The following is a 23,495-nucleotide window of genomic DNA, read 5'->3' on the forward strand; positions in this document are numbered from 1 at the left end:
ACCTTGCTCCCGGATAGTTCAAACAGGTCAGCTAACCCGGCCATCGGACTCTCCGTTCACTTCTCAAGGTGCCCGCCTTAGCGTAGTACGGTTATTTAATCTCGCTCCTTATCACAGCTTTTTTTGTGCTCGGGTTTATTGATCATTCATGTTCATTTTCTTCCAGCCCTGCAAAAGCATTTGCGCCTTCGGTTCTTGCCCGCCTTCGAGGTAGTACTGAATCAACGCCCGCCGAGCATTGCGGTTGGCGGGCTGCACCTTCAACAGTCTTTCCAATTCCTCACACGCCGCCTCAACCTTGCCGCTGTCATGCAGCGCCACTGCGAGGACGTAGCCGTATTGAGGACTCTGCGGCTCCAGTTGTGCGGCCTTGCGCAGGAACGGCATGGCCTTGTCCGATTGGCCTGCACGCACCAACGACAAGCCCTGGGTATGTTGCAGCAGGGCGGCGTCCGGGTGTTCTTTGAGGCTTTGCGCGAGCAGCGCCTGGGCTTCCTGGCCGCGGCCATTGGCTTCCAGCCATTGCACCAGCGTCACCAGCGCCGGGTGGAAATCAGGATCACGTTGGAGCGCAGTGCGCAGCAGACCTTCGACGTCGCCACTACGACCGTTGGCCTGATACAACATGGCAAGGTTGAGGTTGGCTTCGGCGCGGTCAGCCAGGCTATTTTGCACCGCCTCATATTCGGCGATGGCACTGTTCCACCTGTCCTGAGCATTGCCCAGACCGTTACGCGCCACCCCCAGCAAATCCCGCGCCGCCGTAATGCGCACGGCCTTCACCGGGTCGCTCAGCGACGGCGTCAACAGCGGTGCACGCTCCGTCGGCGGCAGCAATGCGCTGATCGCCAGCACGGCGCTTACACGCACTTGTGGTGCCGGGTGACTCAGATCCCGGCTCGCCAGTTTCAGCGCCTGTTCGCTGGGATACGACGGCAATTCGGCAAGCAGCGTCGCCCGTTGAATCGTCGGCAGGTTGCTGCGTTGCAATTGTTCGTACAAGGCTTGCGCCGCGCCGGGTAAATCGTTGCGAATCAGCCACAGGCTTTCGTCGTAACGCGGGGCCTGCACGGTAGGAGTGAGGGTCGACAGCTTGAACTGTTCAGTGACTTTGCCGCCAGCCTTCCCCTGGTGGCAAGTCAGACAAGCGTCCGGTGTCCCTAGTTTTTTCGCCCGCTCGGGGTTGGGAATGCTGAAGCTGTGATCATGCCGAAAGTCATTGCCCATATAGAACTTGCCGGGCATGTGGCAATCCACGCACTGCGAGCCAGGCTGGCCCGGGGTATGACGGGTGTGTTCGATGGAATCGTAGTTCTTCGCTTGCAGGCCCTTGCCATCAACACCTTCCGCCGAAGTCTTGCCAACGGTGTTGTGGCATTGCAGGCAGACGCCATTGCCCGGCATCTTGAGCTGGGTGCTGTGGGGATTGTGGCAATTGCTGCAACGCACTCCCTTGTCGGACATTTTGCTCTGGGCAAAGGAGCCGTGTTCGAACACTTCGTCCTTGATCTTGCCATCCAAGGCGTACAACTCGCGCGTCAGGGGACTGGGCAAATAATCATCCATCAGGCGCTTGCCCACGGTGAAACCATCGCCCAGCGGCGCGCGGCGAGAGTGGCAGCGGGCGCAAGTCTCGATTTCAACGGTGGCATCCTTGTCCTTAAGGTTGACGGCAAATCCGGCGTGAATCAGGTCGGTTTTTTTCGCCGCCCATTCCAGGTGGTAGGAAGCCGGACCGTGGCAGGCCTGGCAACCGATACCGAGACTATTCCACTGACTGTCAAAGGTATTTTTTGCCGCATCGAAATTGCGCTTGTAACCGGTGGTATGGCACTCGACGCACATGAAGTTGGCGTTCTGGCTCGGTTTGCTCCAGTGCAACGGATCCTTGAAGGTCACGCCCTGGCCCGGATAGAGATGAAACCAGCGGTGCTTTTCGGTATCCCAGGCCACGCCCAGGGCCTGCAAGTTACCGTCGCCGACCTCGATCAAGTATTGCTGCAACGGTGCAATGCCGAAGGTGTAAGCCACCTTGAAGTCGGCATTCTTGCCGTCAATGCCCGGGGTGTTGACCCAGAATCCGTCATCCTTGCGCGAGAAACGGGTCGTTTCATTTTCCGTCTTGAAGGTGACGTTGTTGAAGTCGCCAAGCATGGTTTCAGCGTTGGCTGCTTGCATCGCCAATTGGTGATGGGAGCCTTGCCAGTCCTTGACCTGGGAGCTGTGACAGCCCTGACATTGCTGCTCGACGACCATTTTCGCCGGCGGCACGGCACTCGGTTGGTGCTTGGTGGGTTGAGTGACCGGTGTGCTGACTGGCGCATAGGTCGCGGGAGCAGATTTACTACCGAACGCAAACCAGCCAAGGCCCACAACACCCAGGAGCAGGACAGCGATGGTGACGGGAAACAGGTAGCGGTTTATCAGGGACGGTTGCGGATCAGGGTTTGCGGTAACCGCTTTATTTTTATCTTTCGGCATTGCGACTTCCGTAGTCCAGGTGCGCTTGCCGTCAAGCGCGCGTTCAAGCTCGCTCCAGCTTTGCCGGATGACTGGTAACTGTCAATAATCCATGTGAACGTCGGACCGATCCTATTGAACGCAACGCCTTATTTGGCGTCGCTCCTTCCCACGATGAATTTTAAGACTTTGGATCGATCCACAAACTTTCTCGAACCCAGCTGTTCAACCCAACTGATATGTCGAACGTCGAAAAGATCCAATCCGGCTACAAGGTACAACCGCGTTTACCAAGCATGTGACGAGGCAAGGCAATCGAAATCAACGCTGCAATCAGCACGAATCCACTCGATATCCATAAACACGCTTCCAATCCATACACCTGATAAACCCAACCGGAAAGCACCGTGCCGATCAGCCGGCCCATGGCGTTGGACATGTAATAAAAACCCACATCCAGCGACACGCCGTCTTCCTTGGCGTAGGACACGATCAGGTAGCTGTGGAGCGAAGAGTTCACCGCGAACAGCGCGCCAAAGACCATTAATCCGCCGAGCAGCACCGCCTGTTGCGATAACCCGGTGTTCAGCCCGAGAGCAATTGCCGCAGGCAGGCCCGCCAGTGCAAGAGCCCATAGAAATGCCGCACGACCATCCGGTACGTGCCCACGTTTCTTTCCTGTGATGTAGGGCGCGAAAGACTGCACGATGCCATAACCAATCACCCAGGCCGCAAGAAAGCCGCCAACCTTCCAGAAGTCCCAGCCGAAGACACTGCTCAGGTACACCGGCAATGCCACCACGAACCAAATATCGCGCGCACCGAACAGGAACATCCGTGCCGCCGAGAGGATATTGATCGCCCGGCTCTTGGACAGGATGTCGCGAAATTTTGGCTTGGCTTTGGCCTTGCCCAAGTCCTTCTTCAACAGAATCAGGCTGCTGATCCAGATCAGCGCCAGAACACCGGCCATGGCCAGCAAGGCGCCTTTGAAACCGATCAATGCCAGCAAGGCTCCACCAAGAAAGAAGCCGACACCTTTGAGTGCGTTCTTCGAGCCGGTGAGGATTGCCACCCACTTGTAGAGTTTGCCCTGCTGCCCATCCGGAACCAGAAGTTTGATGGAGCTTTTGGCACTCATCTTGTTCAGGTCCTTGGCAATCCCGGAAAGCGCCTGAGCGCCCATCACCCATGGAATCGTCAGCCAGGCCACTGGCACCGTCAGCATCAACAACGCCACAACCTGTATCCCTAGCCCGATGTTCATGGTCCGGTTCAGGCCCAATCGGGCGCCGAGATAACCGCCCACCAGGTTGGTGATTACACCAAAGAGTTCGTAGAACAGAAATAACGCTGCGATTTGCAGAGGGCTGTAGCCCAACGCGTGAAAGTGCAGCACCACCAACATACGCAAGGCGCCATCAGTGAGGGTGAAGGCCCAGTAATTGCCCGTCACGAGCAGGTACTGTCGCACTTGCGGCGCGAGGGCTGACAACGCTTTCATTACCGCTCCTTAAACAGCCAGGCCGACCATTCTGGCCAGTTCGACGGTGCGGTTGGCGTAACCCCATTCATTGTCGTACCAGGCATAGAGTTTGACCTGGGTGCCGTTGACGACCATGGTCGACAGCGCATCGATGATCGATGAGCGCGGGTCGGTGCGGTAGTCGATGGACACCAGCGGACGCTCCTCGAAACCGAGGATGTCTTTCAGTTCATTCTCGGACGCGTCCTTGAGGAACTGATTCACTTCTTCGACAGTGGTGACGCGCTCGACTTCAAAGACACAATCGGTCAGCGAAGCGTTGGCCAATGGTACGCGCACGGCATGGCCATTCAGACGCCCGCGCAGTTCCGGGAAGATTTCGGCAATGGCCGTGGCCGAGCCGGTACTGGTTGGAATCAGGCTCATGCCGGATGCACGTGCACGGCGCAGATCCTTGTGCGGCTGATCGAGAATGCTCTGGGTGTTGGTCAGGTCGTGAATGGTAGTGATCGAACCGTGGCGAATGCCCAGTTTCTCGTGGATCACCTTCACCACCGGCGCCAGACAGTTGGTGGTGCACGATGCGGCGGTGACGATGCGATGTTCCGCCGGATTGAACAGCTGATGGTTGACGCCCATGACGATGTTCAGCGCGCCCTTCTCCTTCACCGGCGCGCTGACCACTACACGTTTAACGCCCTGGTCGAGGTAAGCCTGAAGCACCGCGACGGTTTTCATCTTGCCGCTGGCCTCAATCACCAGATCACAGCCCGACCAATCAGTGTCGGCAATCGCCTTGTTGGCAGTGACTTTGATGCGTTTGCCGTCGATGACGATGCTGTCGCCTTCGGAGTTGGCCTGGTAATTCCAACGGCCATGCACCGAGTCGAAGTTCAGCAGGTGCGCATGCGTGGATGCGTCACCTGCCGGATCGTTGATCTGCACGAACTCGAATTCTGGCCAGCTCCACGCGGCGCGCAAAGCGAGGCGACCGATCCGACCAAAACCATTGATGCCAACTTTGATAGTCATGTTGTTGTGCTCTGTATCTGTTGTCAGTGGGCGTTCGACTGGCTGTCGAACTGGCCGATGTATTCGATATGGGCAGGATGCTGAGCGATCTAGTATTCGAAGGCGGTATCAGACGATTTAGCTTTCACAGCAGGCGAGTGCCCGTTCAGGACGGTCGCCCATTTCATCAAGGCGTTTGGCGTCAGGGCTCAACCAATGCTTGTTGCTTTCGAGCGTAGTGGTCAGCACTTGATGGACCCAATCCGGGAGATTCGGGTGCAGTCGGTAATACACCCATTGGCCTTGCCGACGGTCCGACAGCAAACCGCAACTGCGCAGCTGCGCCAGGTGCCTGGAGACTTTTGGCTGACTCTCATTCAACGCGCAGGTCAGCTCGCAAACACAGAGCTCGCCTTCACGAGTGATGAGCATCATCGTGCGCACTCGAGTGTCGTCAGCCAGGCATTTGAAAACAGTGATCAGTGTCAGATGGTCAGCCATATCGTTTCTCAGTGTTTGTTTTTGACCAAGACGAACATCTTGATGCGCTCATGGATTTCGTGAAGGGTGTGACGGAAGGCATCGGGTTTGGTGCTGGTGACCGGATCCTCAAAACTCCAGACCAACGACTCATCGGCTCCAGGTATAGACAGGCATTCCGCTGCGGCTTTATCACACAAGGTGATGACGTAATCGAAACGCTCACCACGGAACTCGTCTATCGACTTGCTGCGTAATCCTTCGGTGCTCACACCAATGTGTGAAAGCGCCTCAAGGGTGCGCGGGTCTACCTGAGTCGGAGCGGTGCCGGCACTGAACGCCTCGAAATGCTCCGAGTCGGTATGCCTCAACAACGCTTGGGCCAACTGAGAGCGTGCAGCGTTGGCGGTACAGACGAACAGGACACGGACTTTGCTGGTCATTGTGAAGTCTCAGCTTTTATACGGTTTAACGAATATATGGTTTTCCGTATATAAGATAAAGAACCAACCACACATTAATCCATCCGGCCATCTGGCGAGCCGGAACGAAGTTCGCCTTTGGGCCGCTTGCTGCCCATCGCTGCAGACAGCAATCGACCAGAAGCGGTATCTCGACAGCCGCACACTCATCGTCGAGAATGAGCCGGGTTTTCAGCGCCCAGCACTACTCAGGGAAGAAGCCGTCCACAGGACTTGCGAGGAAGCAAATGATCGACGGTTCCGCCGTTTTGACAGTTTTTTGGGTTTACTTGGCAGGCGTTGTTATCCCCGGGCCAAATTTCGTCGCCGTGGTCCATAAAGCGGTGGCTGCTACACGGTCAGAAGCTCTGGCCTTGGTAGCGGGTATCGTACTGATCAACTTGTTCTGGTCCACCTGTGCAATTGCAGGTCTCGGGGTTGTATTTGCTGCCCTCCCCCGGGCTGCGTTTGTTGTAAAGATTCTGGGGGCCGCTTACCTGATAGGGTTCGGATTCCGACTGCTGATCAACGCGGGGAAGAATGCGCCTGGCCCGCTAAATGATGACGTCGCCGGTAGTTGCAGGCAGTCCTTCATTCAGGGGGTGATTACCAACATTGGCAACTCCAAGTCCATGGCCTTCTATGCCGCTGTTTTTTCAGCCGCAGCCCCCGCCCACGTTTCGCCAGGCACGTTTGCGTCGATGCTGGCAGTTGTAGTGGTGGTTTCAACGACCTGGTATGGAATGGTCGCAATCGCTCTTTCGCAACCTAAGATTGCTTGCGGGTATCAAGGGAGGAAAAAAGCAATCGATCGACTGTGCGGTGGTTTGATTTTGTCTCTGGGGATCCGCCAGCTGGTTTAGCACCTGGTCTGCTCGTTTAAATTCGCTGCCTCCTCGTCTGAAGGTGCTCCCCTACATGAATGCCCCCTTCTCGGGCAGCTGCCTTTGCGGCGCCGTCAAATACCAAATCTCTTCACGACCTAAAGCACTTTCTCACTGTCATTGCAGCCAATGCCGCAAAAGCCATGGGGCCGCATTCGCCAGCTATGGCAGCGTGTTGCGCGGCGATCTGCAGTTTATTCACGGTGCCGATTGCATTAAGTCGTTCCAGTCTTCTGAGTCAGTCCTGCGTCAGTTTTGCGGCCAGTGCGGTTCGTCGCTGTTCTGGTCAACAAGCCAAGGTGAATACTCTGGCTGGATCTCGATCGCCTTGGGTACCCTGGATACAACATTCACCTCTGATAAACAAAAGCACGTTCAGGTCCCATCCAAGGCCTCGTGGTATGAAATCACGGATCATTGGCCGCAACACCAGTGACAGTTTCGGGTCGATTGCAGCCTTTGCCGACAGGCAGAAAACGGCCAAAAGCGGTCATTGGTGGGCGCACAAATACGTTCCCGGAGAATTCAATGCATTTAACGTGCATCCATTTAAAGCTCTGCCCAATTGTCCAAATCAGTCCACCTCACTGACTGGCGAAATATGCGCATTTGAGATGGTCTGCGTTCAGAAGGGGCTCAGTTTGATTCACATTCTCGGATCAGTTTCTTGTTGATCTTTCCAACGCTGGTTTTTGGAATCTCTGCGACGAACTTGAACTGCCTGGGAATTGCCCATTTGTTGATACGGCCGGACGCTACAAACTGCTGTAGATGGGCTTCGAGCAGCGCTTGATCGAGGTGTTTGCCAGGTACGCATACCACCAATGCCATGGGACGCTCCCCCCATTGCTCATCGGCGATACCGACTACAGCAACCGCACTGACCGACGAGTGCTCGCTGATCAGGCTTTCCAGGTCCAGTGAACTGATCCATTCCCCTCCCGTTTTGATCACATCTTTGATTCGATCCTTGATTTCCACCACGCCCCGGGGATCGATCGAAGCCATGTCACCGGTGTGCAACCATCCGTTGTGCCACAGCTCTGCGCCCTTTTCCTGATCCTTGAAATAACCTTGTGTTAGCCATGGCGAGCGCACCACGATCTCGCCCAGCGATTCGCCATCATGAGGAACCTCTTTGCCGCCAGCATCGACGATTTTCAGATCGACCATCGGTATTGGCGTCCCTGTCTTGATGCGACTGGCGAGCTGGGTTTGCGCCGGTTGCTCAAGATCCTGGGCATGCAGATAAGTGGTGCAGAGCAATGGGCAGGTTTCAGACATCCCGTACGCGCTGTGCACTCGGATACCACGGTTGGTCGCCTGCTGCGCGATTCCCATCGTAATAGAGCTTCCACCCAACAGCATTTTCCAGCCATCGAAGTCGGTCTGGGTCGCCTCTTCGCATCCAAGGATCATTTGCAGGATCGTGGGCACACAATGGGAAAACGTGACTTTCTCATCACGGAAGAGTCTGACCAGGCGATTGGGTTCGTATCGACCAGGGTAAACCTGCTTGACCCCCATCAGTGTGGCGACATAAGGAACGCCCCAGGCATGTACGTGGAACATGGGGGTAATGGGCATGTAGACGTCATCGGAACGCAGTAGCGGCTGACCTTGAAAGGCACTCAATGTTCCGACGGCATTCAAGGTGTGCAGCACCAATTGTCGGTGCGAGAAATACACTCCTTTAGGATTTCCGGTGGTGCCCGTCGTGTAGAAAAGGGTCGCCACCGAGTTTTCATCAAAATCAGGGAAATCGTAATGGTCACTGGCCCTGGACAGCAAATGCTCATACTCCCCCAGCACCGGCAAGTCGGTAGCGGCTGCATCATCGTCGGTGAGTCGGATGTAGCCTTTAACGGTCAATAGTTCCTCATGAATCTGCTCGATCAGGGGGAGGAAGTCGTCATGGACCAACACCAGATCATCTTCGGCGTGGTTCATGGTGTAGCGCACCTGGTCTGCGGAAAGGCGGATGTTCACTGTGTGCAAAACCGCGCCGATCATCGGAACCGCAAAAAAACACTCCAGGTAGCGATGGCTGTCCCAGTCGAGCAGCGCTACGGTATCCCCTGCCTTGACGCCTGCCGCCGTCAAGGCATTGGCCAAACGCTGGATTCGCTCATTGAGCGTCCGGTAGCTGTATCTCAATTTGTCAGCATAGACAATTTCCTGCTCTGGCTCGTACCGGGCCCCTGATAGCAGCAGTCGCTTGATCAATAGTGGGTAGGCATAAGCGTCTGGCGCTGGCTTGATTATTTTTGTTGTCAGCATGGTGTTTCTTCTCACTCCTGTACTCAGGTGTTGTCCCAGCGTTCTCCCGCCGCTAAGCAGCAAGTTCAGGGACCATACCCACCTCGAACTGTGGTGTGGCACAGTAAGTTTTGCCTAATCGCCATGCTGTACATTTGGTGTCAGCGACTGCCCATCTCATGACAGATACCGCAGAGTGCACCGCTAAAAATCGCAACAGGTCAATTGCTTTGGAGGATGCTGGCCAGACGGTTTTCATTTCTTGCTCAACCCTCTATAAAGGGTCTGATTATGAAAGTTCGCTTGCCACTTCAAACGAAAATTTCCACCCCAGCATGGGGCAGGATGGGCAGGTGAAAATAACAATAACGAGGTCACCATCATGGCCCTAATGGCTCGTACCGCTGCCCTGACGAATTACCTGGAACTGTGCACGCAGCTGGGTGTTAATTCTCAGCAGCTACTCAATGATTTCGCACTCAGCACGGCAATGTTGAAGAATCCGGAATTACGCATTCCCATGACAGTTGTGGCAATGCTGCTGGAAGCGTCCGCAAGGGCCAGTGGTTGCGAAACATTTGGCCTGCGCATGGCTGAATCACGACAACTTTCAAGTTTCGGCGCGATCAGCTTGTTGCTCACCCACCAGCCAACGCTGCGGGACGCCTTGAACACCATTGGACAATATCGGCACCTGCTCAACGAATCCCTGGCAATGGATATCACTGAGACCGACAAGATAGTGATTATCCGTGAGGAAATCATGATCGCCCCGTCTACCCCCACGCGCCAAAGTATCGAACTGGCAATTGGCGTGCTGCATCGACTTTGTAGTGCGTTGCTTGGCAAGAATTGGCGCCCGCAGAGCGTAAGCTTCACCCACAACGCCCCGGCAGACCTAAACGTTCATCGCCGAGTGTTCGGTTGCAACGTTGAATTCAACTGCCAGTTCAACGGTATTGTCTGCCTTGTCGCTGATCTGAATAAGACGAATCCAACATCAGATCCGGTGATGGCGAACTACGCACGGGGATTTCTCGAAGCATTACCTGGGGCGAGCAAGGGCTCGATACTTAACGAAGTACGCCAGGCCATTTACCTGTTGTTGCCCATGGACCGGGCCTCAATCAGTCTGGTCGCCCAATCCCTCGACATGAACGTGCGCACGTTACAACGCAGATTGGAAGAAAGCGGCGTTAATTTTACCGAACTGCATGATCAAATACGTCACGAACTTTTGCACCGTTACATGACGAATCCACGTTACTCGTTGAGCCAGGTTGCAGGTCTGCTTGGTTACTCAACGCCAAGCTCATTCACCCGCTGGTTTAACGCCCAGTACGGCATGGCACCGACAGCCTGGCGGCGCCAAAACCTCAACAACCAAGAATAGAACAAGCCTCCACCTCGAGACATTATTGCTTGCCCCCTGTCCAGCAATCTGGGGGCACGTTTAGGCAGTTCCCCCAAGCGCCTTTACCTATCCTTAGACAGTTAGCTCACTGCGATCTCGGAAGTATGCTAATGCCTCGGGATTGGCGAGTGCCTCGACGTTCTTCACCGGCTCGCCGTGTACGACGTTACGAACCGCCAGTTCAACGATCTTGCCGCTCTTGGTGCGGGGAATATCCACGACTTGGAGGACCTTCGCAGGAACATGACGCGGCGTAGTATTGTTGCGGACCTGCTGCTTAACCCGCGCCACCAGGTCATCATCGAGTTGCTGGTCGTCACGCAGCTTCACGAACAGTACAACGCGGGTGTCGCCCGCCCATTCTTGCCCGATCACCAACGACTCAACAATTTCTGGCAATAGTTCAACCTGGCGGTAGATCTCCGCAGTACCGATGCGTACGCCTCCGGGATTAAGGGTAGCGTCCGAACGGCCATAGATTGCGAAACCACCACGGCTATTGATCTCAGCGAAATCGCCATGGCACCAAATGTTGGGGAAACGGGCGAAATAGGCCGCGTAGTATCGCGATCCATCGGCGTCATTCCAGAAACCTACGGGCATGCAAGGGAACGGCCGGGTGCACACAAGCTCACCTTTGATTTCGCGGACGGACTCGCCACGCTCATCGAATACAGCTACCGCCATACCCAAGCCTGCTCGCTGGATTTCACCGCGATATACAGGCTGGATCGGTACGCCAACCACGAAACCGGAAAGGATGTCGGTTCCCCCGGCGACCGAGGCCAGATGCAAATCACTCTTGATCTCGCGGTAGACGTAATCGAACCCCTCCGGAGCCAGAGGACTACCGGTCGACAGGAAACCCCGTAATGCAGCCAGAGAATGACCACTGCGTGGCGAAAGGCCCTGCTTGAGCAGCGCGTCAATAAACTTGGCTGATGTGCCGAAATGGGTCATGCCTTCGGCGTCAGCGTAATCGAAAAGAATACTGCCAGGACGACCGTCACGACCCGCCAGGAACGGCGATCCGTCGTAGAGCAGTACCGTCGCCCCAGATGCCAGAGCGGAAACAAGCCAGTTCCACATCATCCAGCTGCAAGTGCTGAAGTAGAACAAGCGATCGTCCGGATGCACATCGGTATGCAACTGGTGCTCTTTGAGATGTTGCAGCAACGAGCCACCGTGGCCATGAACGATGCATTTGGGCACGCCAGTCGTTCCAGAGGAAAACAGGATGAACAGTGGATGGTCAAAAGACACCTGAACGAACGCGATCTCGGCTGCGGCGTAGGGCTCGATAAAATTAGCGTAACGCGTCCCCCCGACAAAGTTGGCGACGTCCGGCATATCCTCCACATAAGGCACTACCACGGTACGAAGGAGGCTGGGTAGACGCGCCGATACCTCAGCATTCTTCGCTAGGCAATCGACACGTTTGCCGTTGTACCAATAGCCATCAACGCACAACAGTAGCTTGGGTTCGATTTGCCCGAAACGGTCGAGCACCCCCTGAACACCAAAGTCAGGCGAGGCTGAAGACCAGACCGCACCCAGCGAGATGGTGGCTAACATGGCGACCAGGGTTTCAGGCATGTTCGGCATGACTGCGGCAACGCGATCGCCCTTGCCGATACCCAGAGCTTCAAGGCCTTGGCGAAAGCGTGAAACCTGGGCATGGAGTTCACCTCGGGACAGGCGGCGCTGAACCTTATCTTCGCCCCAGAACACCACCGCATCACCGTCGTCGCGGCGAGCCAGGAGCGACTGCGCATAGTTCAAGTGCGCATTCGGGAACCAGCGTGCGCCGGGCATACGCCCACCGTTTTCCAGCACCACATCGCCCAGTTCGCCGACTGCGCCACAGAACTCCCAAACCAGTGGCCAGAACTGCTCAATCTCTTGAACCGACCACCTCCATAACGCGTCGTAGTCGGTGAACTCACGCCCGGTTCGCGACTGCGCAAAATGCATAAAAGCCATCAGGCGCGTGTTGGCGATTCTCTCGATGCCGGGCTGAAAAATGGGTTTTTCGTTCATATCAGTCTCTCTCGGTACAGGCAGGTGGCCGGAGCGATGCGGCCGAAATAAAAGGTGTTCGGATCAAGCTCGACAGGCAACAACGTCAATGCAAAGAACATCATGATGGCGCCCTCACCGTTGGAGCTGCGCCAGGCGATCCCAATTTCGCGATATCGCGGTGGTAGTGACGCTTGCCGTACCAAAACACCAGGGCGGATGCGATGGCCATCAGTGGGATAACCTGGAAGGCGTGGTCCAGGCTGACCGCATCGGCCAGCATGCCGGTGACTAGCGGGCCAGGCGCCAAGCCCAAAATATTGTTGGCCAATGCCAGAACCGCGAATGCCGTGGCATGCACCGAAGGATGGGTCAGATTAGCCACCATGGCACCGGCCGGCCCGCAGGTGCCGCTGGCAACCAGCATCCCCATGCTGATCAAGGTGAGTTGCCCGACACCGGGCGGCAATTGGAAAGCCACTGCCAGTAACAAACCGCTGATCAGGCAATAGGTGATGGCCAGGGCAATTTTGCGGTCTGGTGCATTGCGGCACAGGCGATCACTCAACATGCCACACAGAATCATGCCGCCACCGCCGATCAGAACGATCAACGCCGAAAGCATGCCGGCCTTGTCGGTATTCATGTGGTAGTAGCGATTCAAGTAGCTCGGAAACCAGGCGAGTACCGAGCCAACGACAAAAAGCTGGAGGCCGTTGCCAACGTAGGCGCAGATCACCGAGCGACTGGCAAACAGTGTGGTCAGTGGGCGTTTAATGGTTGCTGCTGCGGCCTGGCCCTGCGAACTGCATTGGCGTTGCGCGGTAATGCGTCGCTCACGCACAACAATCAGGTAAATCACCGCCAGGCACATTCCGAACAGTGCCATGCTGGTGAACGCGACGCGCCAACCCAGGTGCGCGGCGATGACACCACCCAACGCCATGCCCAGCACCGAGCCGAACATGCTGCCGGCCATGAATGCAGCCGACAGGGAAGCGCGCATATGTTTGGGGAAAACGGATAACACCACCGCAATGCCTACACTGCCGTAGGCCGCCTCACCGGCACCGACCAGAAAACGTGCGACAAACATCTGATTGAAGTTTTCCGCTATTGCGCAGCCCAGTGTCGCCAGGCTCCAGAACATGGCCATCAGTACCAAACTCTTGACGCGTCCCCAGCGGTCCGCAAGCAACGACAAGGGAATGGTCAGCAAACCGACCATGACCGAGACGATACTGCTGAGCATCCCCAACTGTGCGTCACTCAGAGCCCATTCGGCCTTCAGTAGCGGGAAAACCGCGTTAAGCACCTGGCGTGACATGTAATCGGAAATCAGCAGGCCAAAGGTCAGTGCGAACACAACCCAGGCAAACGTACGGGGAACGCTGACGGCGACGTCCGCGCAATCACCGACGGTGGTGTGATGGAAAGCCATGGCAGGTCCTTTGAGTCGATGCGTCTTGTTGTTATTAGGTTCGACGGCAGGGAACGTTCAACGTCCCCTGCCTTGGTCAGTCTGGCTGACCATCGATGGCACAGGTCTTGGGTGAACGTAGATCCGTTACTGACGCGGCTTGCGATTCGGTGCGAAACCGTTCGCGGCCAGCGTTTCGTCCGCGTCCTTGTAGAACGTACCGATCTTGTAGATTTCGCGCGCCTCCTTGCCATTGGCAACCGGTCGTGCGCATTCATTGGCGATGCGCACCAGTTGCTCAATCTGCTCCACGCTGCTCATCTTGCGCGAACGATCAGGTGTCCAGATCGTGTCTTCGATACCACAGCGCACATGCAGGCCCATCGCAATGGCCATCATGTTAAGCGGCAGCACGTTGTTCATCTGGCCCTCGAAAGTAAGCACTGCACCGTCCGGCACTGCGCGCATGAAATTCGTCATGTTGTAGGGCGTCATGGCATCTGCACCGCCGCCGATGGGTATCCAGGTCAAAATCAGCGGAATGTTGCAAACGCCGCGGCGCATCATGCGTTCGACGGTTTCCAGCGAGTTGATGTTGCCCATCTGGAACTGCACCTGAATGCCGTTCGCGCTTAGGCGTTTGACGTGTTCTTCGACCCAGCCAGGACCCGCCGGAATGGTCATTTCGCGATAGGCAATCTGCTTCACTGGATCAGCGAACGAGGTGCCGGCGACATCGGCATCGGACAGTGCTTCAATGATATTGAACTGGTTCGAATTGATGGCCAGGGTTACCTGATCCGGCTTCGGTGTCAGCTCAGCCAGCATGTGGCGTGTGTCGTCGGACAGCCATTTGGCGACCTCGCCTTCCTCCGGCGCAAATGAAATCGAGCCGCCCACCTGAATGATCATATCCGGTACAGCCTCACGTACTCCGGCGATCAGCTCGTTGAATTTGGACAAGCGTTTTGAGCCTTTGCCGTCGAGTTCGCGCACATGTAGGTGCAGCACAGTGGCACCGGCTTCATAGCAGTCAACCGCTTTCTGGACTTGTTCGTGCATCGTGACCGGGATGTCTTGCGGGAAATCACTGACCTCGAATTGCGGACCATAAGGGGCAACAGTGATGACCAGTTTTTCCTGGTTTTCGGGGTATAGCGAACCGTCAATGAAATTCATGGGTGTCTCCGAAGACGTATTTTTGGATGAATGTTGTTAGTCGAGGAGTCGAACTGATCAATAAGGCAGGTCGCCCATAATGGTGGCGCGCGTCATCTTGCGGTGACAGGGGGGGTAGTCCATCACTGCGTAATGCTGGGTACTGCGGTTGTCCCAGATGGCGATGCTGTTCGGCTTCCATCGCCAACGCACCTGGTATTCCGGGATACTGGCCTGGCTCACCAGATAGCGCAGAAGGTCGGCCGCTCCCGGATTCGCGTCCTGGCCAAAACGAACCCGTTCAGGCGTGTGGAAATTACTGAAATGGGTTGTGAACACGTTGACGTAGAGAACCTTTTCGCCCGTCTCAGGATGAGTACGCACAACTGGATGTTCGGCGTCCGGGAACTGTTTTCTTAGCGCCAAACGCTTTTCAATCGGCATGACCGCGCCGAAGATAGCCTCTATGCTGTGACGGGCGCGCAGGCCTTCAACCTGCTGTTTGATGTGCGTGGGCAGATGCTCATAAGCCAACGCCATGTTCGCCCACATCGTGTCGCCACCGACCGGAGGACACTCGATGCAGCGCAGGACGCTGCCCATCGGCGGTTTCTCACGCCAACTGGCATCGGAATGCCAGGCGTTTTCATATCGCTCGGGTGGACCGTCCGGGGTCTTGTAGATCTGTACCAACCCGGGGCAATCCGGATCGCTTCCGACGACTGGATGATCTTCAAGTTCGCCGAATCGACGCGCGAACGCCGCATGCTCGGCATTGCTGATGTCCTGATCGCGGAAAAACAATACTTTGTGCTTAAGCAGCAGTTGCCGGATCTGCGTCAGCAACTCGTCATCATGGACAGCGTGAGCCAGGTTCACACCAGAAAGCTCCGCACCGATGCTACAGGTCAATTGCTCGACTCGCATGGCCGCCTCCTTAGATGACGAAAATCGACGAGCCGATTGTCTTGCGGCCTTCTATGTCACGGTGCGCCTGAGCCGCATCGGCGAGAGCATATTGCTGGTTGATCTCAATCTTGATGCGGCCAGCTGCAACATGACCAAAGATTTCTTCACTCAACGCAACCTTCTCTGCCGGGTCGGCGATGTAATCTGCCAATGCCGGACGAGTCAAATAAGGTGAGCCCTTGAAAGCCAGAAGCTGCGGGTCGAAAGGCGGAATGCTGCCAGAGGCGGTACCCACACAAACCATCAGGCCACGTCGTTTGACCGAGTCGAGCGAGGCCATGAAAGTGTCTTTACCGACGCTGTCGATCACGACATCGACACCCCGCCCGCCGGTCAGCTCACGCACGCTCTTGGCAATGTCTTCATGGCTGTAATTGATGATGTGGTCGCAGCCATGGGCGCGCGCCACCTCTGCCTTGGCCTCACTGGAAACGGTACCAATAACGGTGAGCCCGAGGAGTTTCGCCCACTGCGAAACAATCAAACCAACACCACCAGCAGCGGCGTGTAAGAGGATGCTATCGCCGGCCTGAAAGGGATAGATGCGACGCATGAGGTAAGCCGACGTAAGCCCGCGCATGGTCATGGCGGCAGCCGTTTCGAAGCCGATGTTTGCGGGTAGCTTGATCAGCGGTGCAGCCGAAATCAGCCGTTCGGTACAGTAAGCGCCGATGGTGTTCATAAAGCCGGTGTAAGTCACTCGGTCGCCAACGGTAACGTTAGTCACGCCGTCCCCGACGGCCACTACGATGCCCGAGGCTTCACAGCCTATGCCACTAGGTAACGGGACCTGATAGATGCCACTACGGACATAGGTGTCGGCGTAGTTCAAGCCAACAGCAACGTGACGAAGACGAACTTGCCCGGGCCCTGGATCACCGACCTCAACATTTTCGTAGCGAAGGACCTCGGGTGCCCCGGTTTCGTAAAAGCGAACAGCTTTAACCATGTCGTTTCTCCAGTCTGATTTCATCTTGTCGGGAGCTGGTCCCATGGACTGGAATATACGAATGTTCGACGGTGGGTTATGTACATCTCGCGACGGAGGCTATCCAGTTCATGACAAACCGTTTCGCAAAACCAAGGAAAATGTTGAGTCGTCGAAACTCATTGGTGACCGCTTCGAAAAGACAATGAAGGGCAGCTTTGGGTCGATTGCAGCCCTTCACAACAGGCAGTAATCAGCCATCCATACCAATAATTTCCCTCACTGCACAAACCTTGGTATTCCGCTAGAGTGCTAATTCATGGAGCTCAGGGATACGCAATGAAACTGAAACACAGGCCAGTGAAGGCGGACGACATTAAAACGATCTGCGGCTTTCCTCAGAACGCCCAAGAGTTGTTTTTCATGTTTCCGAAAGCGCACTACCCGCTAACGGAAGCGCAATTGATCGCTGCGATCACCCAACGTTTCGACTCTACTGTCGTTGAGATCGATGGAGCCATCGTCGGATTCGCCAATTTTTATCGAGCTGAACGCAATGGCGTTTGCTGTATCGGCAATGTCATCGTCTCGCCGACCGCTCGGGGCAAAGGTGTGGCGACGTTTATCGTAGAGACAATGACACGCTTGGCATTCGAGCGTTATGAAGCCAACGAGGTGCAGATCTCCTGTTTCAACGAAAATACGGCTGGGCTGTTGCTCTACCCCAGGCTTGGGTTTGTGCCTTTCGCCATTGAGGAACGACCTTCGTTGGGAAACGGTCGGTCAGCCCTCATACAAATGACGCTGGTTCCGCAGCCATAGGCCGAAGGCACCTCGAAGGCCACAGATTGAGGCCTGCGTCAGCCACCTAAAGCGTCACTGCACGCTTTCGATCAAGGCTGTCGCCAAAACCACGGATCACCTCCAATAACGACTTCACCCGCAGCGGCAGATTCCCGGCCGGGTACACCGCGTGCATTTGCGGGCTCTCACCGCCGCTGGAGGTGAGTTTGTACTCGGGGCAGACCCGAAGCAGGCGCCCCGCTTGCACTTCGGGTTCCGCCATCCAGTCCGCCAGACGGGCGATCCCGACGCCCGCCAGGGTCGCCTGGAACACCGCCAAACCGGAGCTGAAACGAAATTTTGGATGAACCCGAAAGCTGATGGCCTGCTCCTCACTGCGAAAATTCCACTCTTTGAGAATCCGTGGCGCCGTATGCAGGATCAGTGAGTGCGACTCCAGGGCCTCGATGGAGTCGGGCATTCCGTGTCGCTCCAGATATCCGGGGCTGGCATACAGGTAACGTGAATAACTCCAGAGTGGAAATCCAATCAGATCACTGGATTGCGCAAACGCGCCGCGAATCGAGAAGTCCAGCTTGTTCTTGGCCGGGTCAATGGTTTCATCGGTGAAAATCACATCGACGTTCACGTCTGGATAACGCTCGCAGTACTGCGCGATCAACCGGGGCAATACCCCGTACCCGAGAAACTCGGGGGCGGAAAAGCGGATCCAGCCACAGGCCAGGCCGCTGAGACCGGCCAGGTCTTCCTCCGCCTCACGTTGCAGATCCAGCATTTTGTAAGCGTGAGGCATCAAGCGCTCACCCGCCTCGGTCAGACTCACGGCATTGGACGAGCGATTGAACAGCTTGACCCCGACACTTTCCTCCAGGGCTTGAACGGCACGGGTCAGCGCACTGGGGGAGCGCCCCAGAGTACGTGCCGCCGCGACGAAGCTGCGCTTGCGAGCCACCGTCGCGAAGGCTTCGAGTTCTCCCAACATATTCAATGCCACTGACCACCTCATTGCACTTTTCACAACGTGGCATTGCAACACAAAAAAGGCCCTTCCGTTAACCTTCCCGCTCAACCCACAGGGATGGGGCAAAGAGGAGCAGAAGGACGTGTCGAAGCTGGATGAAATAGTCGGAAAATCCGCAGCCCATATCGGTGAAGAAGTTCATGAATGGCAGGAAAAAAAATCAGCGGCTCCGACCCGACAGGAGATACCGCAAATTCATCTGTCATTCGAAGAACAGCGTACCCTGCAAACCGGCCTGGCATCGCTGGTCGTGACCGACAGCGCCTCGGGCATCCGCCACATGCCGGCCTTGGGGCAGTTGCTGGAAAGTGTCCTGTGCGCCGAGAAAGTCCAGCAGTTGCGTAACTTTCCCCAGGCCCGAGAAGTGGCAATGATCGTCAGGGGATTGCCGCTGGACCCGCAACTGCCCGCCACGCCCTACGACATGGAGCCGGGTATCGAGAACGTGTCGGTTCTGGCCGGGGCTATTCTGTCCGTGCTGCAAACCCTGCAAACCCATCCGCTGGCATACGAGGGTGAAAGCGACGACACGGTGTTCCGCCATGTATCGCCCAAGCACAAGCGAGAGACCGAAAAGAGTTCCTATGGCTCGCGCGCGGACCTGGACATGCATGTCGACAACCCTCACCTGCCCTTGACCTGCGAACCCGTCTCGCAGTTGTCGGCTTGTCCGGAGTACCTGTCCCTGACCGGCCTGCGCTGCGAGCCCGACGTGCCGACGCGCATCGTCGCCATTGACGACGTGCTGGCCATGCTGCCGGCCAGCGTCGAAGAAGAATTGTCACGACCGAACTTCGCCATTCGCCGACCGGCGTCCTTCGGCAAACAGGGTAACGTGCTGGAAAACGTCCCCCTGCTGTACAGAAGCGCAACCGGTGGCCTGTATTGCCGCTACAACAAAGCGAGTGTCGAAGCGACCGGCGCCAATGCGCAGTTTGCCCTGCAACTGTTCGCCGCCGCCGCCAATCATCCCGATGTCGTGCACCACATACTGCTGCAACCGGGGGACATGCTGATCTTCAAGAACCAGCAAACCCTGCATGCCCGAGACGGTTTTACCCCCCGCTACGACGGTCGCGACCGCTGGATGCTGCGTGTCTTCGGGGTCAATGACCTGGCACGCGTGATACCGCTGGACCCTCACCTTCCCTTCATCGTCAGAGCCTGATTTCATGGTCGATATTGTCATCCTTTGCGTGTTCGCCTTCGCCGCCGGCCTGATCGATGCGGCGGTGGGCGGCGGCGGACTGATCCAGATACCCGCGCTGTTCAACGTGCTGCCCACGGCACAACCGGCGGCGCTGCTGGGTACCAACAAAGTCGCAGCGGCCTGCGGCACCGCATTCGCGGCCCGGTCCTTCGTGCGCAAGGTGGTGATCAACTGGGGCCTGGTGATCCCCGCCGCCTGTGCGGCCTTTGTCATGGCTTTCTTCGGAGCGGCCACGGTGTCGTTCGTACCGCAGTCGATGATCCGGCCGGCGGTGCTGGTGTTGATCGTACTGATGGCGATCTACACCTTCTGGAAAAAGGACTTCGGCGCCCTGCACAAACCCATGCGCATCGGTACCAAGGAAAAACTGCTGGCGATCGTCATCGGCGGTGCCATCGGCTTCTACGACGGACTGTTCGGTCCCGGCACCGGCAGTTTCCTGATCTTCCTGTTTATCCGCTTCTTCGCCTTCGACTTCCTTCATGCCTCGGCATCGGCCAAGCTGGTGAACATCGCGACCAACGTAGCGGCGCTGATATTCTTCATTCCGACGGGTAACGTGCTCTACCTGGTCGCCATTCCCATGGCGGCATTCAATATCCTGGGCGCGCTGACCGGCACCTGGCTGGCGGTTCATAAAGGCGTGCCCTTTGTCCGGGCCCTGTTCCTGGTGTTGCTGGTGATCCTGATCAGCAAGCTGTCCTACGACCTGTTCCTGTAAATCTGAGGAAAACCACATGCATCCCATGTTCGATCGCCTGGTGGCGCTACTCGATGCGCGCGCAGCCTCCTACCGAGTGTTGATGCACGATGCCGAGGGCCAGTCGGCGCGGGTCGCCGAAATCCGTGGCACCAAGCCCGGCCAAGGCGCGAAGGCCATGCTTTGCTCGCTCAAGGGTCAGGCCGAACCGTATGCCCTGGTGATACTGCCAGGCGACCAGAAGCTCGACATGAAGAAGGTCGGAGCGGCCCTGGGCGGGAAAAAAGCCGAACTGGTGAAGGCCGAAACCGCCATGGGACTGACCGGATGCCAGATCGGCGCCATCCCTCCTTTCGTCTTCGATGAGCGGATTCAATTGATCGTCGATCCGGCCCTGACCACAGGCTATAGCGAAATCGCCTTCAACGCTGGTCGGCTGGATGCATCGATGGTGCTTGATACGCAGGATTATCTGGCGATTGCCAAACCTCGGTTGCTGGACATCAGCCAGGCCTGAGCACACCCGCTTTCGCGGGCAAGCCCTAATGCCAGTCAGTTAAGCGAAATTCCTGTAGGAGCGAGCTTGCTCGCGAAGACGGCAGTACAGTCAACATTGATGTCGCCATATATACCGCTTTCGCGAGCAAGCTCGCTCCTACAGGGCTCCGTGTCTTAACTCAAAAGAACAGACACAGGGTAAACCTGCTTGGGTAACCGTGATTTGCCACTCAATTAACAAGACAAGGAATGCCCATTCATGAAATTTGGCTACATGATCATCTACGTCCCGGACGTCGTTACCTCACTCCAGTTCTTTTCGTCAGCCTTCGGGTTTAGCGTTCGCTTCCTCCATGAATCCAACACCTACGGCGAACTCGAAACAGGGGAAACCGCGCTGGCATTCGCCGCCGATGAACTGGCTGCGATGAACTTCAGCACGGGCCATGTCTCGGCACACTCCTCCCCCAAACCACTCGGAATCGAAGTAGGCCTGGTGACCGAGGACGTTCCGGCGGCGCACGCCAGAGCGTTGGAAGCGGGAGCCAGCGAAATTTCCGCGCCAAGCGCCAAGCCCTGGGGACAAATCGTCTCTTACGTTCGATGCCCTGACGGAACCTTGGTAGAACTCTGCACGCCGGTACAGCAGTAATCGGTAAGTCGGCATCGCCTCTATAGGCGATGCTGGCGTGCCTCTCTTCGAACGTCCAAAGCCACGCTGCATAAAATTGCTTTCATCACAGAACTGCATGAGTTCAGCCAACAAACCCTTCGCCTCGCCGCTGAATCATCAAAAACGACCGTCCGTAACTCTGCCCCGGCAGCCTCTCACCCTTCGCTATTCTTAACCACACACCACCGCTGGCACGGCTGAATGTACGGCTTGCGGCATCGTCAGGAGTAAGGACCCGGGTAAGGAGCACGCCACCTCAACAGAGTATCGAATAATGAAAATGCTACTGATGGTCGAGTTTCCCCATGAGCCTTTCAACGCGCTTGTCAGGTCGGGGAAGATCGGCGAAATCATGAACCGCGTCCTGGAAACCATTAAGCCGGAGGCGACTTATTTCACTGAGCAGGATGGAATGCGAAGTGGAATTTTTCTGATCGATATAGAAGACCCTTCCGAAATTCCTGGCTATGCGGAACCTTTCTTTCTCAACTTTCAGGCCAGCTGCAAACTGCGCGTGGTCATGAGTGCGCAGAATCTGCAAGACGCGGGTCTGGAGGAGCTCGGAAAAGCCTGGGGATGACGTACGATCAATGAGTGAGAAACCTGTGGCGAGGGAGCTTGCTCCCGCTTGAGTGTGTAGCACTCACAAAAATCGGCAATTGCTGTCGGATTTTTGGGGCCGCTATGCAGCCCAGCGTCGGAACACCGCCCGGAGCAAGCTCGCTCGCCACAATGGCAGAGCCTGTCGCTTACTGAACCGTTTTCAGCTTGACGACATCACCGGAGATTGTGGTGGTGTAACCCGTCAGGACCCAAGCCCAGAACCAGTTTTCCTGAACCTGGGTGTTGATCATGGCGTCGCCGCCCTTGGCCTTGATCGCGGCGTTCTGAGCGCGGATGAAACGGTTGTTCTGCTGGATCGGGATGAGACCAAACAGCAGGAGGCCAGTGGCGGTCGCTTCACTGTGGCCGACAACGGTGTACTGGCTGCTGTCGTACTGCTGAGTCTTCATCGGGGCGCCGGTGCAACCCGCCAGAACCAGACCGAACAGGGCTACGGCAACAACTTTGCTGAGATAATTCACTGAGTCACTCCATTTAGAAATACCCGGGATCCGTTTCTCGGGCGGCGCATACTTTAACGGATGAAATGGCTCGTTGATATCACCTATACAGCCTTTACGGGGCAATCATTTTGATGAGGCACAGATTATTGCGGCTGAAACGTCTGAAGGTAGGCCAACAGGTTTTCGATCTTCTGCGAATCGCTGAGGCCCCAGAAAATCATGCGGGTTCCGGGGACAACTTCTTTTGGCGCCTCGATGTAGGCGGTGAGTGTTTCGCGGGTCCAGACGACGCCTGATGATTTCATCGCGGATGAGTACTGGTAATCCGTCGTGCTTCCCGCAGGGCGCCCGAAGATGGCATTGAGTTGCGGACCAAAAGAGCCCCGAGCCGAAGTCCCCACTTGATGACAGCCGCCGCAAATGCGGTTAAACAGTTTCTGACCGGCTTCAGCATCCCCCGCCGCTTCTGCTTGCAGGCTTAATAATCCGGTATTGAGCATCAAGGCGAAGGTCAGTACGGCGGCGTTTTTCATGGGGTGCTCCAAATCAGGTGTTGCTGACAGCAAAAACGGG

General features: G+C 56.4%; 23 protein-coding genes. 9 read left to right on the forward strand and 14 right to left on the reverse strand.

All coding sequences use genetic code 11. The features are described 5' to 3' along the window. Positions 1-135 precede the first annotated feature (135 nt). From MEB48_RS24755 to MEB48_RS24775, 5 genes are all read right to left on the reverse strand, one after another. On the reverse strand, positions 136-2,481 hold the full coding sequence (locus tag MEB48_RS24755; protein ID WP_237886448.1) for a tetratricopeptide repeat protein: 2,346 nt from the start codon (positions 2,479-2,481) through the stop codon (positions 136-138). Positions 2,482-2,728: 247 nt separating this feature from the next. After that, the gene (arsJ, locus tag MEB48_RS24760; RefSeq protein WP_237886449.1) at positions 2,729-3,964 is read right to left on the reverse strand and encodes an organoarsenical effux MFS transporter ArsJ; all 1,236 of its coding nucleotides are present in this window, start codon (positions 3,962-3,964) and stop codon (positions 2,729-2,731) included. A gap of 9 nt (positions 3,965-3,973) precedes the next feature. Beyond that, positions 3,974-4,978 carry an ArsJ-associated glyceraldehyde-3-phosphate dehydrogenase gene (locus MEB48_RS24765; protein WP_237886450.1) on the reverse strand — a complete coding sequence of 335 codons (1,005 nt, stop codon included), beginning with the start codon at positions 4,976-4,978 and terminating at the stop codon, positions 3,974-3,976. A 117-nt stretch (positions 4,979-5,095) separates the two neighbouring features. After that, positions 5,096-5,458, reverse strand: coding sequence for a metalloregulator ArsR/SmtB family transcription factor (locus MEB48_RS24770; RefSeq protein WP_237886451.1), 363 nt, complete (start codon positions 5,456-5,458; stop codon positions 5,096-5,098). Between the two features lie 8 nt (positions 5,459-5,466). Continuing rightward, positions 5,467-5,880, reverse strand: coding sequence for an arsenate reductase ArsC (locus MEB48_RS24775; RefSeq protein WP_237886452.1), 414 nt, complete (start codon positions 5,878-5,880; stop codon positions 5,467-5,469). A gap of 266 nt (positions 5,881-6,146) precedes the next feature. Between MEB48_RS24775 and MEB48_RS24780 the strand changes: the two genes are divergently transcribed. Together MEB48_RS24780 and MEB48_RS24785 are read left to right on the forward strand one after the other, a co-directional pair. Then, complete coding sequence (locus MEB48_RS24780; RefSeq protein ID WP_237886453.1) at positions 6,147-6,761, forward strand: LysE family translocator; 615 nt, start codon at positions 6,147-6,149, stop codon at positions 6,759-6,761. Positions 6,762-6,816: 55 nt separating this feature from the next. Next, positions 6,817-7,218 carry a GFA family protein gene (locus MEB48_RS24785; protein ID WP_237886454.1) on the forward strand — a complete coding sequence of 134 codons (402 nt, stop codon included), beginning with the start codon at positions 6,817-6,819 and terminating at the stop codon, positions 7,216-7,218. A gap of 200 nt (positions 7,219-7,418) precedes the next feature. On the opposite strand, the gene MEB48_RS24790 is transcribed toward MEB48_RS24785, so the two are convergent. Continuing rightward, complete coding sequence (locus MEB48_RS24790) at positions 7,419-9,062, reverse strand: fatty acid--CoA ligase (protein WP_237886484.1); 1,644 nt, start codon at positions 9,060-9,062, stop codon at positions 7,419-7,421. A gap of 361 nt (positions 9,063-9,423) precedes the next feature. Here MEB48_RS24790 and MEB48_RS24795 point away from each other — a divergent pair, with 361 nt between their 5' ends. Then, positions 9,424-10,434: an AraC family transcriptional regulator gene (locus MEB48_RS24795; protein WP_237886455.1), complete on the forward strand. Its 1,011-nt coding sequence runs from the start codon at positions 9,424-9,426 to the stop codon at positions 10,432-10,434. 93 nt (positions 10,435-10,527) lie between these two features. Here the strand turns inward: MEB48_RS24795 and MEB48_RS24800 are convergent, their stop codons facing one another. The 5 genes from MEB48_RS24800 to MEB48_RS24820 all read right to left on the reverse strand — a co-directional run bounded on the left by MEB48_RS24800 (position 10,528) and on the right by MEB48_RS24820 (position 16,970). After that, positions 10,528-12,495: an acetoacetate--CoA ligase gene (locus tag MEB48_RS24800; protein WP_237886456.1), complete on the reverse strand. Its 1,968-nt coding sequence runs from the start codon at positions 12,493-12,495 to the stop codon at positions 10,528-10,530. 100 nt (positions 12,496-12,595) lie between these two features. Continuing rightward, a complete protein-coding gene (locus MEB48_RS24805; protein ID WP_237886457.1) occupies positions 12,596-13,915 on the reverse strand; it encodes an MFS transporter in 1,320 nt (439 codons plus the stop codon). Between the two features lie 126 nt (positions 13,916-14,041). Beyond that, the gene (locus MEB48_RS24810; protein ID WP_237886458.1) at positions 14,042-15,073 is read right to left on the reverse strand and encodes a 3-keto-5-aminohexanoate cleavage protein; all 1,032 of its coding nucleotides are present in this window, start codon (positions 15,071-15,073) and stop codon (positions 14,042-14,044) included. Positions 15,074-15,130: 57 nt separating this feature from the next. After that, on the reverse strand, positions 15,131-15,979 hold the full coding sequence (locus MEB48_RS24815) for a TauD/TfdA dioxygenase family protein (RefSeq protein WP_237886459.1): 849 nt from the start codon (positions 15,977-15,979) through the stop codon (positions 15,131-15,133). A gap of 10 nt (positions 15,980-15,989) precedes the next feature. Continuing rightward, the gene (locus tag MEB48_RS24820; protein ID WP_237886460.1) at positions 15,990-16,970 is read right to left on the reverse strand and encodes a quinone oxidoreductase family protein; all 981 of its coding nucleotides are present in this window, start codon (positions 16,968-16,970) and stop codon (positions 15,990-15,992) included. A gap of 318 nt (positions 16,971-17,288) precedes the next feature. Here MEB48_RS24820 and MEB48_RS24825 point away from each other — a divergent pair, with 318 nt between their 5' ends. Further along, positions 17,289-17,771 carry a GNAT family N-acetyltransferase gene (locus MEB48_RS24825; RefSeq protein ID WP_237886461.1) on the forward strand — a complete coding sequence of 161 codons (483 nt, stop codon included), beginning with the start codon at positions 17,289-17,291 and terminating at the stop codon, positions 17,769-17,771. Between the two features lie 46 nt (positions 17,772-17,817). On the opposite strand, the gene MEB48_RS24830 is transcribed toward MEB48_RS24825, so the two are convergent. Next, positions 17,818-18,747: a LysR family transcriptional regulator gene (locus MEB48_RS24830; RefSeq protein ID WP_237886462.1), complete on the reverse strand. Its 930-nt coding sequence runs from the start codon at positions 18,745-18,747 to the stop codon at positions 17,818-17,820. Between the two features lie 109 nt (positions 18,748-18,856). On the opposite strand from MEB48_RS24830, the gene MEB48_RS24835 reads away from it, so the two are divergent. From MEB48_RS24835 to MEB48_RS24855, 5 genes are all read left to right on the forward strand, one after another. After that, positions 18,857-19,942 carry a TauD/TfdA family dioxygenase gene (locus tag MEB48_RS24835; protein ID WP_237886463.1) on the forward strand — a complete coding sequence of 362 codons (1,086 nt, stop codon included), beginning with the start codon at positions 18,857-18,859 and terminating at the stop codon, positions 19,940-19,942. A gap of 4 nt (positions 19,943-19,946) precedes the next feature. Continuing rightward, complete coding sequence (locus MEB48_RS24840) at positions 19,947-20,705, forward strand: sulfite exporter TauE/SafE family protein (RefSeq protein ID WP_237886464.1); 759 nt, start codon at positions 19,947-19,949, stop codon at positions 20,703-20,705. A 16-nt stretch (positions 20,706-20,721) separates the two neighbouring features. Next, positions 20,722-21,201: a YbaK/prolyl-tRNA synthetase associated domain-containing protein gene (locus MEB48_RS24845; protein WP_237886465.1), complete on the forward strand. Its 480-nt coding sequence runs from the start codon at positions 20,722-20,724 to the stop codon at positions 21,199-21,201. 240 nt (positions 21,202-21,441) lie between these two features. Further along, positions 21,442-21,834: a VOC family protein gene (locus tag MEB48_RS24850; RefSeq protein ID WP_237886466.1), complete on the forward strand. Its 393-nt coding sequence runs from the start codon at positions 21,442-21,444 to the stop codon at positions 21,832-21,834. A 295-nt stretch (positions 21,835-22,129) separates the two neighbouring features. Continuing rightward, positions 22,130-22,435, forward strand: a complete 306-nt coding sequence (locus tag MEB48_RS24855; RefSeq protein WP_237886467.1) for a panthothenate synthetase — start codon at positions 22,130-22,132, stop codon at positions 22,433-22,435. A gap of 169 nt (positions 22,436-22,604) precedes the next feature. On the opposite strand, the gene MEB48_RS24860 is transcribed toward MEB48_RS24855, so the two are convergent. Further along, entirely contained in the window at positions 22,605-22,940 is a 336-nt protein-coding gene (locus tag MEB48_RS24860) for a hypothetical protein (RefSeq protein WP_095053216.1), read from the reverse strand. 125 nt (positions 22,941-23,065) lie between these two features. Further along, positions 23,066-23,455 (reverse strand): c-type cytochrome, encoded by a 390-nt coding sequence (locus tag MEB48_RS24865; RefSeq protein ID WP_237886468.1) that lies wholly within the window; start codon positions 23,453-23,455, stop codon positions 23,066-23,068. Positions 23,456-23,495 lie beyond the last annotated feature (40 nt).

Source organism: Pseudomonas sp. PGPR40, assembly GCF_022014505.1.
Taxonomy (GTDB): Bacteria; Pseudomonadota; Gammaproteobacteria; order Pseudomonadales; family Pseudomonadaceae; genus Aquipseudomonas.